We start from the raw sequence: 19,994 nt of genomic DNA, 5'->3' as shown, positions 1-19,994 counted from the left end.
TACGGCCTCACCGTTCTCATCATTTTAGCCTCGAATTCAAGCGCCATGTCCAGCAAATTCATGTATTTCGACTCCTTCAATCCGGATTTAACAGTCAACCGGTTCGGACTCTTTACCACAACCCGTCTCGATCTCAAGCATACGATCTTCGGTTTTGAGGCGCAGATCCCGGATGATGACCCCATCGACACCTCTTCTATCTCGTCCTCCGAGACCGCCGATCCCACTCCGACCGAATACGAAGATCAGGTTATGGATATCGACTGGGATTCGCTGATCGCCAACGAAACCGACGAGACCCTGCTCAAAATGCATCAGTATTTCTCCTCGCTGACGCCGACCAAGACCAACGATTATACCGGTATATTCGAAGGCAAAAATTTGATTTTGATCACGGCGGAGTCGTTCTCACCCTACGCCATCGACCCCGTGCTGACCCCGACGCTGTATAAAATGCAGCAGGAGGGCTTCCAGTTCACCAACTTCTATACCCCGCTGTGGACGGTCAGCACCTCGGACGGCGAATACGTCGCCAACGTCGGTCTGGTCCCGAAATCGGGCGTTTGGAGCTATTACCGCTCCTCAGACAACTTCATGGCTTTCAGCATGGCTTATCAGTTCCGCCAAGAAGGTTATTGCGCCTACGCCTATCACAACAACACCTATACCTACTATAAACGCAATTTGTCACTGCCCAATATGGGTTATATCTACAAAGGCCTGGGCAATGGTCTGGACGTCAAACGCACCTGGCCGGAGTCCGATCTGGAGATGATGGAAAAAAGCATTGACGAGTACATCAACCAACAGCCGTTTCACGTGTTCTACATGACCGTCAGCGGCCATATGGACTATACCTATTACGACAATTATATGGCCACCAAACACAAGGCCGAAGTCGAAGCCTATTATGGCGACTCGGTTTCGCTGCAGGTCAAGGCTTATCACGCCTGCAATATCGAACTCGACCTTGCGATGGAATATCTGCTGCAACGGCTCAACGAGGCCGGCATCGCCGAAGACACAGTCATCGCCATCAGTCCCGACCATTACCCCTACGGCCTGACCGACGAACAGTTCGACGAACTCGCCGGAAAGACCATCGACCACAATTTTGAAATTTACAAGGGTGTTTTCCTGCTTTATTGCCAGGGTCAGGAACCGGTCACGGTGGATAAGCTCTGCTGCAGCATGGACATCATTCCGACCATTTCCAATCTATTCGGTCTGGAATACGACTCCCGCCTGCTAATGGGGTATGACATCTTCTCCGACGCGCCGGGACTCGTGGTCTTCTCCAATTACAGCTGGATGACCGACGAAGGCGCTTATAATGCCAAGACCGAGACTTTCACTGCCAGTCCGGGCGTGACGGTGGATGAGGACTATATCAGCACCATGTCCAAGATCGTCTCCCGAAAATTCACTTATTCGGCCAGAATTCTCGATTATGACTATTACCGCGTAATCTTCGGTGCCGATAAGAGCTCGGCGGTTGACCCGGTCCCGCCGGTGGCATGATGCCACATTCAAGCGCGTCATAAAATCTGCAGATCTTATAGCCTCATAGCTCGCGTTACGAAAACTCGGATCAATACATCATAAGGCCGTTCTGACCTTTTATCCGCAAACCCGATTTCTGTTTTCCCTGTTAAAAAACCAACCCTCAAAACCGTAATATCCGGTTTTGAGGGTTGAATTTTATCTCCGCTCCTTTTAGGAAGGGAACTTCGTTTTCACCGTGGAAAGTTCGTTGGGATCAGCGCTTTTGACCTGATACCAGCCGCGCGCGTGCATCTGGTTGAAGATATCCGACTGGATATCATGTTCCTCGTCCAGCAGCGTCAGCATGCTTGAACGCAGTTCGGTATTCACGCATTCACCCGCATAATAATTATAATTTGCGGTCAGTTGTTTTTGGGTATCCAAAAATTCCGTAAGATAATCCTGATCGGTCAGGGTCTGGGTTTGTGTGTTGGGCATTACAACCTTCCTTTCTTTTACCGTTTTCAATTCTGTCGCAAAGCGACAGGTAACGACGGCTCCGCCGCCGGGGAAAACCGTACAACACGAATCTCGTAAAAACGCAAAGCGTTTTTATCTCCGCCTCAGGCGGAAATAAACAGTAGATTCTATCTTCTGTTTATTCGAGATTCGTGTTATCCCAGAAATTTTACCAGGGTGTCATAGTGTTTTTGATGCCTGTCGGCCATAGTGGTAAAGTGCTGCTTGATGGACGGATCGGTACAGGCGGATGCCGCCGCACGGCAGCGTTTCACCATCAGCTGCTCACTGCCCAGCTGTTCGTCCAGCGCCGAAAGCTCCTTCGTTGTCAGAGATGTTGTCATTTCATATCCCCTTGTTGAATTTTGCAGGCGATTCGGGTTATTTGAACCCAAATCGCTTCGCATAAGAAAATTGTGCGCAATTTTTTTCAAAAAATCCGCGCTATGCTTGCAAAAGCGTAAAAAAGTATTTATAATGAATTCGGCAGATTTGATGCTGTTTATTTTTCTTTTTTTGGAGGTATGCAAATGATCACCGGATTCGGCGCTCAGCTGTATACCGTCAGGGACTTTACAAAAACCCCGGCGGACATCGAAAAAACTTTTGAAAGGGTGGCCGCGATCGGGTATAAAAGCGTTCAGATCTCGGCTATCGGCGAAATCGAAGCCAAACACCTTGCCGAAATCGCGCAAAAAACCGGTCTCGTCATCGCCCTGTCCCACACGCCGCCCCAAAAGCTGCGTGAAAATCTTGCGCAGGTCATGGCTGACCACGAGACCTTCGGCTGCAATATCGTCGGACTCGGCGCCATGCCGCAGGAATACAAAACCGGTGCCGACGGCGTAAAACAATTCATCAGCGACTTTGCGCCGATCGGAAAGGAACTCGCGAAAAACGGCTTTACATTCGCCTATCACAACCACGCGTTTGATTTCGTCAAGAGCGGGGAATCCACGCTGATGGATATCATGCTGCAAAATTCCGACGCCGCATGGTTCAAACTGACGGCCGACATCTATTGGCTGCAGGCAGCGGGCATCAATCCCGCCTCCTTTATTCGCCAAAACGGCAGCCGCATCGCCGCACTTCACCTCAAGGACATGGCCGCCGCTTTCGAAAACAAGAGCGAGATGGCCGAACTCGGAAACGGCAACCTCGACTTTGCCGACATCATCGGTGCAGCCAAACAGGCGGGCATCCCGTGGTATATGGTCGAACAGGATATCTGCAAAGGCGATCCGTTTGACGCACTCACGGTCTCTTACGATTACATAAAAAAATCGGGGCTGCTCAATTAACCCCGGAAAGGTACGTTATGTGGGATACGATTGCTGAATTCTTCAATACAATCGGCGGGCGTTTTTCGTCCCCCCACTTAATCATTGACATCATCGACATTGCGATTGTCGCCTATCTGATTTACAAAGTGCTTCAGCTCGCGGTGCAAACCCGGGCCGAGCAGCTTTTAAAGGGCATCTCGATCGTATTAATTCTCTATGCCGTTGCCAGCTGGCTGAACATGGTGGCGCTCAGTTTCATCATGAGTTCGCTGCTTCAGGTCGGTATTTTGGCGGTGGTCATCCTGTTCCAACCCGAGATCCGGCGCGCGCTTGAACAGATCGGCCGAAGCAAGGTCGGCAACACCCTGCACATTTTTGACCGAGTTAATCTGGTCGAAATCGAAAACGCCAAAATCGGTCATGCCGTCGATCAGGTCTGCCGTGCGGTTACGGAACTGTCGTTATCCAAAACGGGCGCCTTGATCGTGTTTGAACGCAAGACCAAACTCGGTGAGGTCATCGCCACCGGAACACTGGTCGATTCGACAGTCACGGTTGAGATGATCGGTACCATCTTCTTTCCGAATACACCGCTGCACGACGGCGCGATGATCATCAAAAAAGACCGTATCTGTGCCGCAGGCTGCTTTTTACCGCTTTCCCAGAATTTCGAAATCAGCCGGGAACTCGGCACCCGTCACCGCGCAGCGCTGGGTTTGAGCGAAGTTTCCGACGCCGTCATCATCGTGGTCTCGGAAGAGACGGGGAAAATCTCAATGGTCGAAGACGGGCAAATGTTGCGCGGCCTCTCTGCCGACGAGCTCAAAACCCGCCTGGTTTCGGCACTCGAAACACCCGTGGCCAAGGCAAAGGAAAATCCGTTCAAACAATATTTCGGAGGGAGGAAGGAAGTATGAAGAACAGATACAGACCGAACAACTCCCGTCCTTGCATGAAGGGAGGCCTTGCGCATGAATAAACCCTCTGAGCGCAAACGCCGCACTCCCAATCCGAAAAATAAAAAGCCCCTTTTTCCGCTGACCCGCAAAAACGGCGAGCCGGTGACGCTGGCTTCCATTCTCTCCAACAAGCGAATTCTTCAGATTTTATCCGTGGTTGCCGCCGTTTTCATCTGGGCCATGGTCTCCACAGGCGCAGCGGTGCAGGAGACGAAGACCATCAAAAATGTCCCGATCGAATTCGACGCCACCGGCAGTTTATTTCAGACCTACGGACTCAAAGTGGTCGACAGCGATATCGATGTCGTTGATGTCACGGTCACCGGCCCGCGTTATGTCATCAGTTCGCTCAATTCCAGCGACATCAAGGTCACGGCGATCACCACCGACGTCACGACGCCGGGCAATTATCAGATGAATTTACGCCCCGGATTTCAAGACAGCGGCATTGACGCGGAAGTCGCGCTCAAATCCACCGAGCCTGTCAACGCCAAATTCGACACATTCACCTCTTTTGAGCTCACAATACTCCCCGAAAAAGAGGGCGATATCAGCGTCGCGTCCGGATATGTACTCGGCACGGTCACGGTCAGTCCGGCAACGGTCACCATCGAAGCACCCAGCACCTATGTGTCCCAAATCTCACAGGCGGTTGTCAAATACAGCAAAAAGCAGTCCGATCTGACCAACGGTTTTATCACCAACAGCGATATCATTTTACTTGACGCCGACGATCAGGAAATCACAGATTCGAGCATTGAACTCTCAACCGACACCGCCGAAATTTCGGTTCCGATTTTAAAGCGTAAGATGGTAAACATCTCTATAACGCTTCTGAACGCACCCGACGGCTGGTCTAAATACCTCAGCGTCACGCCTTCCACCATCGAAATCGCCGGTCCGGAGAATATCGTCGACGCCATGACCGAACTCCCTGTCGGCAGTATTGATGTTTCAACCATCACCGATAGTCAGGAAGAAAGGATCACTCTGCCGGAAATCCAAAACATCCTTGACGTCAATAATGTCGGATTTGTCACCGTCGATATCGACTATTCCAAGGTCAAATCCAAGACTTTCTCGGTCAGCCAAATCGGCTTCAGCAATATCGGCGATATAGATCTGAGCGGATATTCGGTGACTTTTGCCACGACGGTATTGGAAAACGTCACGGTTTATGCCTCCTCAAGCGATATCAGCGACGTCTCGAGCGACAATCTCCGGGCGGTCGTCACACTCGATCCCAACAGCATCACCGCGGGCCAGATCTCGCTTCCGGCTAAAATCATCTCCACCGATGGCACGACCATCTGGACAGTCGGCAGTTATACGGTTTTGGTCAACATCATGCCAAAGAGCTAAAAAGGAACGGTTTTATTTTGGATATCAGCAGATTCAACGAATATAAGCGGGAGGCGCTGCAAACCCGGTTTGCATCACTCAACCCGCAGCAGCGGGAAGCGGTCTTTTGTGTCAAAGGGCCGCTGCTCATTCTTGCCGGCGCAGGCAGCGGAAAGACGACGGTGCTGATTAACCGCATCGCTTACTTACTCAAATTCGGCAACGCATTTTACAGCGAAAAAATCCCCGAAAATCTTACGGAAAACGATTTTGCTTTTTTGGAACACTGCGCCAAGAACGGCGTGGCCTCGGTCGATGATGAACGCTTTGCCCGTATTGTTTCAGTCGATGCCCCGCCGCCCTGGTCGATTCTGGCCATCACTTTCACCAATAAAGCGGCACAGGAACTGCGCGACCGTCTGGAGCGTTCGGTCGGCGCGCAGGCCGACTCAATCCTGGCCTCGACCTTCCATTCGGCCTGCGTTCGTTTTCTGCGCCGCGACATCGAGCGCATCGGCATGGCGGGTAATTTCACCATTTACGACAGCGACGACAGTACCCGCATGGTCAAACAGATCATCGGCGACCTCGCCGTCGACGACCGCAATTTCGCGCCCAAAACGGTCAAAAACACCATCAGCGCGGCTAAAAATGATTTTATTCTACCCGACGATTACGCCGAATCCGCCGGAAACGACTATTACAAACAAATCGTTTATAAAATCTACGTCGAATACCAAAAACGCCTGCGGGATAACAACGCTTTGGATTTCGACGATATTCTGCTGCATACCGTCAAACTCTTTGAAGAAAACCCCGACATTCTCGAACACTACCAAAACAAATTCCAATATATTTTCGTCGACGAGTATCAGGACACCAATATGGTGCAGTACAAACTCGTCTCACTGCTCGCGCAAAAACACGGCAACCTCTGCGTGGTCGGCGACGACGATCAGAGCATCTATAAATTCCGCGGCGCGACCATCGAAAATATCCTCTCGTTCGAGCATCATTTTCCGAACGCCACGGTCATCCGTCTCGAACAAAATTACCGCTCAACCGCGAATATCCTCGACAGCGCCAACGCCGTGATCGCCAAAAACACCAGCCGAAAAGGCAAAACCCTGTGGACGTCGGGCGGCAAAGGCGACAAGGTGCTGCAGCGCTGCTGCGCTGATGAACGTGACGAAGCCAATTTCATCGTCTCCGAAATCCAAAGCGCCGTGAAAAACGGCTCTTCTTACAGCGATTTTGCGATTCTGTACCGTGTCAATGCCATTTCGACTTCCCTCGAACGCGCATTGGTCGGACGCGGCATCCCCTATCGGGTCTTCGGCGGCCTGCGTTTTTACGATCGCAAAGAGATCAAGGACATGCTGGCGTATCTGGCGCTCATCAACAACAGTGCCGACGAACTGCGCCTGCGCCGTATCGTCAACGAACCCAAACGCGGCATCGGCGACGGCACCTTAGATAATGTCAAAAAGATCGCTCTTGAGCAAAACCTCTCGATGATGGATGTCATCTTCGCCGCAGACCAGTACGCAGCTCTCTCTGCAAAAGCCAAACTTTTAACGGCTTTCGGCAATATGATCGCCGATCTGCGCGGCATGCTCGAGAGCGGCAAGCCGATTTCCGAGGTCTATTACGAATTATTGCAGCAGAGCGGCTATCTGACGATGCTCGAAGCCGGCGGCTTTACCGAACAGGGCCGCATCGAAAACGTCACCGAGCTGCTGTCCGAAATCAAAAAATACGAGCAGTCCGCCGCCGAACCGTCGCTCGACGGGTTTTTGGAGGACTGCGCCCTGATGACCGATTTTGATAACTACGACGAGTCCGCAGAAGCCGTTATTTTGATGACAGTGCACGGCGCCAAGGGTTTGGAGTTCGACACGGTGTTCGTCGCCGCCTGCGAAGAAAACGTCTTCCCGAGCTATCTGAGCTTGTTCGAGCAGTCCGAGATCGAGGAAGAACGCCGCTTGGCTTACGTCGCTTTCACCCGCGCCAAAAAACGCCTGGTCCTGACCCACTGCACCGCCCGACTGCTCTACGGCAGCACCTCGCGCAACAAACTCTCCCGCTTCGCCGAGGATATCCCCGAAGAATTCAAAACCGTCTATAAGCCGCAGATTGATATCCCCTCCGGCGGTTATGTCAACTTCTCAAAGAGACCGCAGCGTCCCGGTTCTTATCAAGCGCCCGGCCAGCCCAACACCTCCCGACCGGCGCCCTATGCCACCCCGACGCCCCGACCGGCAACCGGTTCTTCACAGAAATTCACGGTCGGCCAACGCGTGACACACCCGAGTTTCGGCCCCGGCATGATCACAAAGGTCTCGCCGATGGGTGGCGATACCCTGCTCGAAATCGCCTTCGACACCTCCGGCACCAAGCGCATCATGGCCAACTTCGCCCGGCTTAAGTCCTAATCCCAAACCCCGTCTTTGCGAGGAAAAGCGCGAGGCTCTGCCTCGCGTTTGGACGAAGCAATCCAAAAATTCCTCGTCTTTGCGAGAAGCGAAGCGACGAAGCAATCCAGAGAACAAATTTTCCGCTTACCCACTAAATCTGGATTGCCGCGGGGCTAAAGCCCCTCGCAATGACGTTATCAATAAAACTGTAGGGAACGGTCGCCGCCGCAGCGGTAATGTTCCGCTTTTATAAATTTTATATCTTGAATTTAAATTCACCCGAAAGCCGTTATCTATCTTCATGACCAATTTTGATTTCATCACAACGAGCCAAGAATCCGACATTGCGCCGCTGTTCCGGCGCAAATTTTCATTACCGAGCAAGCCCTTTAAAAAAGCAGTCCTGACCGTCTGCGGCCTCGGGTACGGTTATTATTGGCTCAACGGACAGCGTGTCACGACCGATCTGTTCACCGCGCCGGTCAGCAACTATACCAAAACCCTGTGGTACAACCGCTACGACGTGACCAAATTTCTCAAACCCGGCGAAAACGTCGCGGCGGCGATCCTCGGCAACGGTTTTTACGACGAAAACTATTCCACGCCCTGGGACTACGACAAAGCCCCTTGGCGCGACAAACCCAAATTCGCATTTAAACTCGAAATAGACGGCGAAACAATATTAAAAAGCGACGCTTTGTGGAAATATTCTTTCGACCGCTCTCCGATCATTTTTAATCATTTGCGCAGCGGCGAACACTTCGACGCCCGCCTCGACGATTCCGCTTGGAACACCCTCGATTATAACGACGCCGATTGGCAGTTTGCCCTGCCTGACCCAAACCCGCCGACCGGAACTTTGCGCGAATGCACCTGCGAACCCATCCGCGAATGTGCCGAATTCACCCCGAAAAGCATTCAAAAACTTGCAAACGGCGACTTTTTATATGACTTCGGGCAAAACATGTCCGGTTATGTCCGCGTGACGGCCAATCAAAAAAGCGGCGACAAACTCACCCTCCGCTACGGCGAACAGGCCGACGAAAACGGCCTTGTGATGAACGGCATGCGCGAATTTTATCCGCACAGCATTTTCGCGACCGACGAATTCATCTGCTCCGGAAAGCCCGCGACCCATAACCCCTTGTTCGCCTATCACGGCTTCCGGTACGTCACGGTCACGGGCCTTGAAACCCCCGAAAACGCCAAGCTGACCGCCGTTTTTGTGCATCAAAACGTCAAATTCGCCTCGAAATTCTCCTGTTCCGATCCGTCGCTGAACGCCCTGTTCAAACTCGGCCAAAACGCGACCCTGTCGAACCTGTTTTATATGCCCACCGACTGCCCGACCCGCGAAAAACTCGGCTGGACAAATGATGCGGCTTCCTCAACCGAGCAGTTTCTGCTCGATTTTTCGACCGAAAAGCTGCTCAAAAAGTGGCTGCAAGATATCCTCGACGCCCAGCGCCCCGACGGACACCTGCCCGGCATCATTCCGACAAGCGGTTGGGGCTACGACTGGGGCAGCGGCCCGGCTTCCGCCTCGATTCTGTTCGAAATCCCCTATCGCATTTATCAAATTCGCGGCGACGCACAACCCCTGATTGATTGCCTGCCCGCGTTTGCCAAATACCTCGCCTATAACGAAACCAAGTTCACCGCCGACGGCCTGATCGGTTACGGCCTGTGCGACTGGGCGGGTCCGTGGGAAAACCTCAACGAAGCCCCGACGCCGGTCGAACTCACCGATTCGGCTTTGCTTGTCGGCTTTTATGATGTCGCCGCATTGGCCGCAAAACTGGCCGGTGAAAAATCCGATTTTGCCGAAAAAGCCGCCGCCCTGCGCACCCAAATCAAGAAAAGATACATCAAAGACGGTCTTTGCACCATCAACGAGCAAACCGCCATTTCCATGTTGGTTTATTACGATATCTATGACGACCTTGCTCCGCTTGCTAAGCAGCTTGCCGAAACCGTCGAACAGCACGATTTCCATCACCACTGCGGCATGGTCGGCCTGCGGCGTCTCTATCCCGCGCTCGATAAATGCGGTCTGTCGGAATACGGCCTGAAAATTCTGCTTGCCGAGGGCTATCCATCCTACACCGATTGGCTCAAACGCGGCGCGACGACGCTTTGCGAGACCTGGCAGACGGGCAACTCCCAAAATCACCAGATGTATTCTTCGTTCATGGCATGGCTGATCTCAAGCGTCGCCGGAATCACACCCGCCGCACCCGGATTCTCAAAAGTCCGCATCAAGCCGCTGGCACTCGGGAATCTTGACCATTGCGACTGCGAACTCGATACGATCAAAGGTAAAATCTCCGTTCACTGGAAGCGCAAAGGCGAAGAATTAAGTTTCAATTACACCGTTCCGAACGGTGTTGAAGTCATCGAATAAACATTTCATCCTGTAGGGAACGTATCGAACGCGGTTCGAGGACCGTTCCGTTTATTTGTCCTAACTGTTCCGTTTATTTTCCTAACCGTTCCGTTGATCTGAAATAAATCGCGAAAGGAGTCGTGAAATGAAACCGAATCTGATCTTTGTCTTCAGCGACCAGCACCGCGCCCAGGCGACGGGTTTTTCGGGCAATAAAACCGTCAAGACCCCAAACATGGACATTTTGTACCGCGAAAGCGTCAATTTCACAACAGCGGTCTCGGGCTGTCCCGTCTGCTGTCCCTACCGTGCGGGTCTTCTGACCGGTCAAAACCCGCTGACCCACGGGATCTTCATGAATGACGTCTCCCTAAACCCCGAAGCTGTGACCCTTGCGAAGTTATACAAAGACGCCGGTTACGACACCGCCTATATCGGAAAATGGCATATCGACGGACACGGCCGGTCGGCTTTTATTCCGCGCGAACGGCGGCAGGGCTTTGACTATTGGCGCGTTCTGGAGTGCACCCACGATTATAACCACTCCTATTATTACGGCGACGAACCCGAAAAGAAAATTTGGGAGGGCTACGACGCCGCGGCACAAACCGACTGCGCGATCGACTACCTGAAAAGCAGAAACAAAAGCGAAAAACCCTTTATCCTGTTCCTTTCCTGGGGTCCGCCGCATAACCCCTATCAGAGCGCGCCGCAGGAATTTTGCGACCTCTACCGCCCCGAAGACATCCCGCTTCGCCCGAATGTGCCGGAAGAGGCAAAAGAACAGGCGAAAACAGACCTCGCGGGTTATTACGCCCACGTCTCGGCGCTGGATTTTCAACTCGGAAAATTAATGTCTGCGGTCAAGGCCTCCGGCATCGAAGAGAATACGATTTTTATTTATACCTCCGACCACGGCGACATGCTCGGGTCTCACGGATATACCCGAAAACAAAAACCCTGGGACGAATCCATCCTCGTCCCATTCCTGCTCCGTTTCCCCGCACAACTCGGAGAACAAGCGCGCACGGTCGACGTGCCGTTCTGCACCCAGGATATTTTGCCGACCCTTCTGGACTTCTGCGATATTCCGATTCCGGAGAGCGCCGAGGGCGTCAGCTTCGCCGATTACATAAAAGGCGGCAAAGCACCGAACATTGAGGCGGCGGTCATCGAATCTATCCAACCCTTCGGCGAGTGGCCCCGCGCAAAAAACGGCACGGAATATCGGGGCATCCGCACAAAACGCTATACCTATGTCCGGGATTTAAACGGCCCGTGGCTGCTGTATGACAACGAAAAAGACCCGTATCAGTTTGAAAATCTGATCGGGAAGCCGGAATATGCACCTACGGAAGCGCACTTGGACGAACTTCTTCAAAAGATGCTCAAAGACCGGGGTGACGAGTTCCTGCCCGGCGAGGCGTACGTTAAAAAATGGGGCTATCCCACCGACGAGACCGGCACAGTCCCCTATACCAATTAAAATTAATTTTATTTGAAAACTGTAGGGGCGAACTGCGTTCGCCCGCTGATTTCAATTCAAAAAAATAACATGCCTTTTGTAAAATTTGACGGGCGAACGCAGTTCGCCCCTACATTGAAATATAATGCCAATAGCGGAACGGTTAAAACCGTTCCGCTATTGTTTTTATTAAACCACCAAGGTCTGAAGCGCGCGCTTCGCAGTTGACGGCCGGCAGGTTATAGGTCGCGTTTGAAACCGGCATCATGCCGGCCAATATTGCTTTTCATGCGGGCACCGTTGATCTTTTTTGGCTGCCCTTGCCTGCACATAACACCCGCATTTTCGGCAGATGCCGTCCCACAGGCAGTCGCACCGCGCACAGATCGCCAACCGCGCTTGTACCGTCTTCTCGTCGGCTTTCAATTCCTCGGGCAACGAAGCAAGATAGGCGGCGACCGTCTCAAAGAGCGGTTCCCCATCCTGTAAAAGACACCGGCACGGCATCAGAACTTCACCGACACAACGCTGCACGGCGGCAGCGTGATTTTCAATCCGCCGTGTACGGCTTTCACACCGCCGAACGGCTGAATATTGACCTGTTCGGACTGACCGAAGTCGTTATATGCCAGCCGATCCGCGGTAATGATCTCGGCTTTGACTTCTTTTGCTTCATGCCCGACCACCGCCGCGTCGAACTCGTAACTCTTGTCCAAAGACGCGTTGGAGACCGTCAAAAATACTTCGCCGTTTTCATTGATTGACGCGGTATGCGAGATATTTTCATTGTCATTTTCGGCGAATGACCCCAGCAGCGTTCCGCCCATATGCCCGGTGTACATCTTGAACGCATAGAAGGTCGGTGTCTTGACCATCCGTTCGCCCTCGGTCAACACCACCGACTGCAAGACATTCGCGGTCTGGGCGATGTTGGCCATGCTGATGCGGTCGCAGTGCGCGTTGAAGATGTCGAACGAGACCGCCGCGACCAGCACGTCGGACATCGTGCTCTGCTGATATAAAAATCCTTCGACGCTGCCGAGTTCTTTTTGATACCAAGTGCCCCATTCGTCCACGATCAGTTTGACCTTGTGTTCCGGATCGTATCGGCTCATGATATTCAAATGCCCGTCGATATATTTCCCGATCAGCCGTGCGCGTTTCATCAGTTCGTTATACTGTTCCAAAGAGACCTCACGCGCTCTGGATTTGCACCAGGTGTAAAAATGCATCGAAATCGCATCACAACGGTCTTTCACCAGCGGCATAATCGTCTCGGTCCAGACGTAATCCGCATCGTTCGGCCCGCAGGCCACTTTATAGAGTTTATTGCCCGGATAATTGCGGCAGTAAGTCGCATACCGGCGGTATTGGTGGGCGTAAAACTCGGCGGTCATATTGCCGCCGCAGCCCCAGTTTTCATTGCCGACGCCGAAATACTTGATTTTCCACGGCTGTTTGCGCCCGTTTGCCTTGCGCAGGCGGGTCATCTCGGAATCACCCTCGGCGGTCATATATTCAATCCATTTCGACATCTCTTCGACCGTGCCGCTGCCGACGTTACCGGTGATATACGGCTCACAGCCGAGCTGATCGCACAGCTCCAAAAACTCGTGCGTACCGAAGCTGTTGTCGTCGCTGACGCCGCCCCAGTGGGTGTTGATCATCGGCGGACGGTCGGCTTTCGGCCCGATGCCGTCGCGCCAGTGGTATTCGTCGGCAAAGCAGCCGCCCGGCCAGCGCAGCACCGGCAGTTTCAACTCTTTCAGCGCATTCACCACATCGGTGCGCATGCCGTTTTTATTCGGAATGCCCGAGTTTTCGCCGACATAAAGCCCTTCGTAGATACATCTGCCGAGGTGTTCGGCAAAACTGCCGTAGATTTCGGGCGCGATAACGCCTTTTTTATTGGTGCAGTCAATGGTCATTCTCATGAAATTTGCGCTCCTTTCGGTGTTATCACTATTATACCTGTTGCGAATTTTAAGTCAATATGTTAAAATCATAAAAATGGCAAGGGATGCATGTTTTATCTGCGAAAGGGTGGTCTGCTCAATGAAAAAGTACGCGATCGGAATCGATTACGGGACGCTCTCCGGAAGAGCGGTTTTGGTTGATATCGCCGACGGCAGCGAAGTCGCCTCGGCGGTCTATGATTACCCGCACGGGGTCATGGACACCTATCTGCCCTGCGGCACGCCGCTGCCGCCCGATTACGCGCTGCAGCACCCTCGGGATTATATTGACGTGCTTACCCACACGATCCCCGAGATCATCAAAGAGATCGACCCCAAGAACATCGTCGGGGTCGGCACCGACTTCACCGCCTGCACCGTGTTGCCGGTCGACGCCGACGGCGTCCCGCTGTGTTTTTACCCCGAGTTTGAGGAAAACCCCCACGCCTACGTCAAACTCTGGAAGCATCACGCCGCCCAGCCGCAGGCCAACACCCTCAACAAACTGGCCTCCAATCAGGCCTGGCTGCGCAATTACGGCGGAAAAATCTCGTCCGAATGGGCGGTTCCGAAAGTCATGGAGATCGTCCAGCAGGCACCGGAGATCTACGACGCCATGGCGCGCTTTGAAGAAGCCGGCGACTGGATTGTGCGCGTGCTGACCGGAAACGAGACCAAAAACGCCTGCGCAGCGGGCTATAAATGGCTTTATAATAAAAAAGTCGGCTATCCGACACGCGGATTTTACGCTTCTCTCGACCCCAAACTCGAAAATTTCACCGTCGAAAAGGTCTGCCCGACGGTTTCCCCGCTCGGTACCTGCGCGGGTGGCATCAGCGAAGCCGCCGCCAAACTCACGGGTCTGAAAAAAGGCACGCCTGTCAGTGTTGGCAACGTCGATGCGCATGTCTGCCTGCCCGCCGTCGGCATCGACGGGGTCGGCAAATTGCTCGCCATCATGGGTACTTCGACCTGCCACATCATCATGAGCGACCGCGACATCAAAGTCCCGGGCATCTGCGGCGTCGTCGAGGACGGCGTGCTGCCGGGTCTGTTCGCCTATGAAGCCGGTCAGAGCTGCGTCGGCGATCACTTCTCTTGGTTCATTCAAAATTGTTTACCCGAAGAATACAAAAAGCACGGCAACGTGCATCAGTACTTACGCGAAAAAGCCCAAGCCCTCTCGGTCGGCGAGAGCGGACTCGTAGCCCTCGACTGGTGGAACGGCAACCGCTCGGTGTTAGTCGATGTCGACCTGACCGGTATGATCGTCGGCATGACGTTGCAAACCAAACCCGAGGAAATTTACCGCGCGCTGATCGAAGCGACGGCTTACGGCACCCGCATCATCGTCGACAATTTCCGCGAAAACGGACTGAAAGTCGACGTGATGTACGCCAGCGGCGGCATCTCTCAAAAAGACCCGTTCATGATGCAGATTTACGCCGACGTGCTGAATATCCCGGTGGTCGTCGCGGCGGCCAGCCAAGGTCCGGCACTCGGAAGCGCCATCTTCGGCGCGGTTGCCGGAAAGGCCTATCCGACCATCGAGGCGGCGATTGAAAAAATGGGGGCCGCCGAGAGCAAAACCTATACCCCGATTGCCGAAAACACCCGCACCTATCAGAAATTATTCTATGAATACCGCATGCTGCACGACTATTTCGGCAGGGGCGGAAACGACGTGATGAAACGCCTGAAGGAGATCAAGAAATGCTCGAAAAGCTGAAAGAACAAGTTTACATCGCTAATTTAAATCTGGTTAAAAGCGGCCTTGTCAAATTCACATTCGGCAACGCCAGCGGCTATGACGCCGAAAGCAAACTGTTCGTCATCAAGCCGTCGGGTGTGTCTTACGATGCGCTGACCGCCAAAGATATGGTCGTCGTCGATTTGGACTGCAACATCGTGGAAGGGGATAAAAACCCCTCGTCCGACACCCCGACCCACGCCGAATTATACAAGGCCTTTCCCGGCATCGGCGGCGTGGTGCACACCCATTCGCATTGGGCCACCGCCTGGGCGCAGGCCGTTTTAAACATTCCGGTGCTCGGCACGACCCACGCCGATTATTTTAACGGCGAAATCCCCTGCACCCGCGACCTCGAGGACGACGAGATCGCCATCGGCTACGAAAAAAACACCGGCCTTGTGATTGCCGAGACCTTTGAAGAGCTGTCTCCGTATGAAATTCCCGCCTGTCTGGTCGCCGGACACGGGCCATTCTGCTGGGGCAAGGATTGCCACGAAGCGGTTTTCAATGCCGAAGTGCTCGAAGAGATCGCCGCTTTGGCCTATCATTCCGACGGACTCGATCCCGAACTGCCCCAACTCGGCGCAGCCCTGCGCCAGCGCCACTATTACCGCAAGCACGGCAAAAACTCCTATTACGGCCAAGCGGACAGTGTCCGCTGACAAACGCGGCGGCGAGACGCCGCTCTCATACGCGTCTATGAATCTGCGAATTTTATCGCTTCGTAGCCGCGCTGCCAACCTCGGTGTTTCTCTGTAGGGAACGGTCTTGACCGTTCCGAAGGCAAAACGCTGTCAATACACGAAGCAGAACCTACAGAACTTTCAAGAAAACCGCTTTCAAGCGGTTCTTCGTAGCCGCGCCGCCAACCTCGGTGTTTCACTGTAGGGGCGGATATTATCCGCCCACTCACAAACCCAGCGGCGAGATGCCGCACTTCCGGCTCTTTGCCTCACATTTAATCATTAACAGCTTTGCCGTTCATGCAATAAAGAACATTCCCGCGATGAAATATGTGATTGTTCATTGTTTCAGGGCAAAGGCAGCGAGACAACCGCAAAAATAATTCAAAACTCAGGTTTTTCTTATGGGAATCTTGTGATAATTGTTTACAGAAACCCAAAAAAGTGGTATCATATGGGGTGGCATTCCCAATGATGCCGCTTTTACTATTTATTTACGTCATTCCAATATTCAAGGAGGTTCAATAAATGGCAAGAAAACTCAAGACCATGGACGGCAACACCGCAGCCGCGTATGTATCATACGCGTTTACGGAAGTTGCGGCGATCTACCCGATCACACCGTCTTCCCCGATGGCCGATGAAGTCGACAAGATGTCGGCAAACGGTGCAAAAAACGTCTTCGGACAGCAGGTCAACGTCGTTGAAATGCAGTCGGAGGGTGGCGCTTCGGGCGCGATGCACGGTTCGCTGCAGGGCGGCGCGCTGACCACGACTTATACTGCTTCCCAGGGGCTGCTGCTCATGATCCCGAATATGTACAAGATGGCCGGCGAACTGCTTCCCGGCGTCATGCATGTCTCGGCCCGCTCGGTTGCCACTTCCGCACTGAGCATCTTCGGAGATCACTCCGACATCAATGCCTGCCGTCAGACCGGCTTCGCAATGCTTTGCTCCAACAGTGTTCAGGAGTGTATGGATCTGGGCGCGGTGGCACATCTTTCCGCAATCAAGGGACGCATTCCGTTCCTGCATTTCTTCGACGGCTTCCGCACCTCCCACGAACAGCAGAAGATCGAAATCTGGGACTACGACACCCTTTCCGGCATGGTCGATTTCGACGCCGTTAAGGCCTTCCGCGCCAACGCATTGAATCCGGAACATCCGGTGCTGCGCGGCACGGCTCAGAATCCCGACACCTTCTTCCAGGCACGCGAGGCCTGCAACCCGTTCTATGACGACATCGTCGGTATCACAGAAGATTATATGAACCAGGTGAACAAGGCCATCGGCACCGATTACGCCCTATTCAACTATCACGGCGCCAAGGATGCCGAAAAAGTCATCATCGCCATGGGTTCGGTCTGTGACACCATCGAAGAAACCATCGATTACCTCAACGCCAAAGGCGACAAGCTGGGCCTGATCAAGGTCCGCCTGTATAACCCCTTCTCGGTCAAACATTTCCTTGCGGCGCTGCCCAAGACGGTGAAACACATTTCCGTCCTCGACCGCACCAAGGAACCCGGCACCGTCGGCGAACCGCTCTACCTCAATGTCGTTGCGGCGCTACACGACACCGAATTCGAAGGCGTCAAGATCACCGGAGGCCGTTACGGTCTGAGCTCCAAGGACACCACCCCGGCACAGGTCAAAGCGGTCTATGATAACATGAAAGCCGGCGGCAAGAACCACTTCACCGTGGGCATCAACGACGACGTCACCTACACTTCACTCGAAGTCGGCGACATCGAAGATACCACGCCGGAAGGCACGACGGCCTGCAAATTCTGGGGTCTCGGTTCCGACGGCACGGTCGGTGCAAATAAAAATTCAGTCAAAATCATCGGCGACCATACCGACATGTACGCACAGGCCTATTTCTTCTATGATTCCAAAAAGAGCGGCGGCATCACGATCTCTCACCTGCGCTTCGGCAAAAAGAAGATCAAGAGCACCTATCTGATCAATAAAGCGGCGTTCGTCGCCTGCCACAACCCGAGCTTTGTCGATAAATACGACATCGTTCAGGACGTCAAACCGGGCGGCACTTTCCTGCTCAACTGCGGCTGGAACGTGGACGAGCTGTCCGAAAAACTGCCGGGCGACATGAAGGCCTATATCGCTAAAAACAATATCAAATTCTACACCATCGACGGGATCTCCATAGGCAAGGAGATCGGCCTCGGCGGCAGAATCAACACGATTTTGCAGGCGGCGTTCTTCAAACTCGCCAATGTCATCCCGATCGACGACGCGGTCAAATTCATGAAAGAAGCCGCCCTCAAGAGCTACGGCAAAAAAGGCGAAGCGGTTGTCAAGATGAACTACGACGCGATCGACCGCGGTGTTGCCAGTGTCGTTAAAGTCGATGTTCCGGCCGATTGGGCCAACTGCAAGGGCAAGTTTGCACATCCCGAAATCACCGGCAAAAACCCGGCGCTCGTCAAATGGATCAAAGAGTTCCAAGTACCCGTTAACGCACAGGCCGGCGACAGCATCCCGGTCTCCGCATACAAAGGCCTCGAAGACGGCACCTTCCCGGTGGGTTCCTCCGCCTATGAGAAACGCTGCATCGCGGTCGATGTCCCGACATGGAAACCCGAAAACTGCATCCAGTGCGGCTTCTGCTCCTATGTCTGCCCGCACGCAGTTATCCGCACCTTCGCACTGACCCCCGAAGAGGCCGAAAAAGCCCCCGAAGGCGCCAAGACCGTCGATATGGTCGGCATGCCCGGCTATAAATTCTCGGTCACGATGTCGGTCAGCGACTGCACCGGCTGCGGTTCCTGCGCACAGGTTTGCCCGGGCCGCAAAGGCGAAAAAGCCCTCGTCATGGAATCACTCGAAAACCATATGCAGGATCAAAAGAACTTTGATTATATGTTCGAACTTCCGGCCAAACCTGAAGTCAGCGAGAAATTCAAGCCGACCACGGTTAAAGGCAGCCAGTTTAAGCAGCCGCTGCTCGAATTCTCCGGCGCCTGCGCAGGCTGCGGTGAGACCCCGTACGCCAAACTCGCCACCCAGCTCTACGGCGACCAGATGTATATTGCCAACGCCACGGGCTGCTCGATGATCTGGGCATCCTCCTCTCCGTCAGTTCCGTACACCGTCAATAAAGAGGGTTACGGCCCGGCATGGGGCAACTCCCTGTTCGAAGACAACGCCGAATACGGCTTCGGTATCTATCTCGCGGCCAAACAGCGCCGCAAGACATTGGCCGATACGGTCCGCGAACTGATCGCCGCCGAATACTGCACCGACGAGATCAAAACAGCGGGTCAGGAATGGCTCGATACCATGGACGACCGCGAGGCCTCCAAAGCGTCTTCCGCCAAATTGCTGGCCGCCTGCAAAGACGGCGTTGATATGACCGGAACCGAATGGGAAGCCGAATGGGTCAAAAACGGCAAGGTCTGCACCTGCGACGCCTGCAAACTGGCCACTAAGGTCATCGACAGTGCCGATATGCTGGTCAAGAAATCGACCTGGATTTTGGGCGGCGACGGCTGGGCTTATGACATCGGCTTCGGCGGTCTGGATCACGTGATCGCCTCCGGTGAAGACGTCAACATCCTCGTGTTCGATACCGAGGTCTACTCCAACACCGGCGGTCAGGCCTCTAAGGCCTCTCAGATCGGTCAGGTCGCGCAGTTCGCCGCGGCGGGCAAGTCCATCAAGAAGAAGGACCTCGCCGGCATCGCGATGAGCTATGGTTACGTCTACACCGCGCAGGTCGCGATGG

Annotated in this window: 14 protein-coding genes; 10 read left to right on the top strand and 4 right to left on the bottom strand. The window is 53.6% G+C overall.

The window, feature by feature from the left end; translation table 11 throughout:
• Positions 1-1,521, top strand: a 1,521-nt coding sequence (locus tag PK629_12085; protein HOP12216.1) for an LTA synthase family protein, incomplete at its 5' end; no start/stop codon positions are given.
• Between the two features lie 195 nt (positions 1,522-1,716).
• On the opposite strand, the gene PK629_12080 is transcribed toward PK629_12085, so the two are convergent.
• Both PK629_12080 and PK629_12075 read right to left on the bottom strand, forming a co-directional pair.
• Positions 1,717-1,983 (bottom strand): spore coat protein, encoded by a 267-nt coding sequence (locus PK629_12080; protein ID HOP12215.1) that lies wholly within the window; start codon positions 1,981-1,983, stop codon positions 1,717-1,719.
• Between the two features lie 176 nt (positions 1,984-2,159).
• Positions 2,160-2,348, bottom strand: coding sequence for a spore coat protein (locus PK629_12075; GenBank protein HOP12214.1), 189 nt, complete (start codon positions 2,346-2,348; stop codon positions 2,160-2,162).
• A gap of 186 nt (positions 2,349-2,534) precedes the next feature.
• Between PK629_12075 and PK629_12070 the strand changes: the two genes are divergently transcribed.
• The 6 genes from PK629_12070 (at position 2,535) to PK629_12045 (ending at position 11,876) form a co-directional block, all read left to right on the top strand.
• Positions 2,535-3,305 (top strand): sugar phosphate isomerase/epimerase, encoded by a 771-nt coding sequence (locus PK629_12070; GenBank protein HOP12213.1) that lies wholly within the window; start codon positions 2,535-2,537, stop codon positions 3,303-3,305.
• A 17-nt stretch (positions 3,306-3,322) separates the two neighbouring features.
• Complete coding sequence (gene cdaA, locus PK629_12065) at positions 3,323-4,204, top strand: diadenylate cyclase CdaA (GenBank protein HOP12212.1); 882 nt, start codon at positions 3,323-3,325, stop codon at positions 4,202-4,204.
• A 54-nt stretch (positions 4,205-4,258) separates the two neighbouring features.
• On the top strand, positions 4,259-5,608 hold the full coding sequence (locus PK629_12060) for a CdaR family protein (GenBank protein ID HOP12211.1): 1,350 nt from the start codon (positions 4,259-4,261) through the stop codon (positions 5,606-5,608).
• A gap of 17 nt (positions 5,609-5,625) precedes the next feature.
• Entirely contained in the window at positions 5,626-8,022 is a 2,397-nt protein-coding gene (locus tag PK629_12055) for a 3'-5' exonuclease (GenBank protein HOP12210.1), read from the top strand.
• A 283-nt stretch (positions 8,023-8,305) separates the two neighbouring features.
• The gene (locus PK629_12050; protein HOP12209.1) at positions 8,306-10,408 is read left to right on the top strand and encodes a family 78 glycoside hydrolase catalytic domain; all 2,103 of its coding nucleotides are present in this window, start codon (positions 8,306-8,308) and stop codon (positions 10,406-10,408) included.
• Positions 10,409-10,535: 127 nt separating this feature from the next.
• Positions 10,536-11,876 (top strand): sulfatase, encoded by a 1,341-nt coding sequence (locus PK629_12045; protein ID HOP12208.1) that lies wholly within the window; start codon positions 10,536-10,538, stop codon positions 11,874-11,876.
• Positions 11,877-12,119: 243 nt separating this feature from the next.
• Here PK629_12045 and PK629_12040 read toward each other — a convergent pair whose 3' ends face one another.
• Entirely contained in the window at positions 12,120-12,362 is a 243-nt protein-coding gene (locus PK629_12040) for a DUF6171 family protein (protein HOP12207.1), read from the bottom strand.
• Entirely contained in the window at positions 12,362-13,789 is a 1,428-nt protein-coding gene (locus PK629_12035) for an alpha-L-arabinofuranosidase C-terminal domain-containing protein (GenBank protein HOP12206.1), read from the bottom strand. Before PK629_12035 ends, PK629_12040 begins: the two co-directional genes overlap by 1 nt.
• Positions 13,790-13,910: 121 nt before the next feature.
• Between PK629_12035 and PK629_12030 the strand changes: the two genes are divergently transcribed.
• From PK629_12030 to nifJ, 3 genes are all read left to right on the top strand, one after another.
• Entirely contained in the window at positions 13,911-15,539 is a 1,629-nt protein-coding gene (locus PK629_12030; GenBank protein HOP12205.1) for a ribulokinase, read from the top strand.
• Positions 15,524-16,225, top strand: coding sequence for an L-ribulose-5-phosphate 4-epimerase (locus PK629_12025; GenBank protein ID HOP12204.1), 702 nt, complete (start codon positions 15,524-15,526; stop codon positions 16,223-16,225). The genes PK629_12030 and PK629_12025 overlap by 16 nt, the downstream gene beginning before the upstream one ends.
• 549 nt (positions 16,226-16,774) lie before the next feature.
• Positions 16,775-19,994: pyruvate:ferredoxin (flavodoxin) oxidoreductase (gene nifJ / locus PK629_12020; GenBank protein ID HOP12203.1), on the top strand; the 3,220-nt coding region annotated here is incomplete at its 3' end.

It is taken from the genome of Oscillospiraceae bacterium (assembly GCA_035380125.1).
GTDB lineage: Bacteria > Bacillota > Clostridia > Oscillospirales > JAKOTC01 > DAOPZJ01.
Note: the sequence above shows the minus strand (reverse complement) of the source record. Positions and strands in the feature narration are given on the sequence as shown.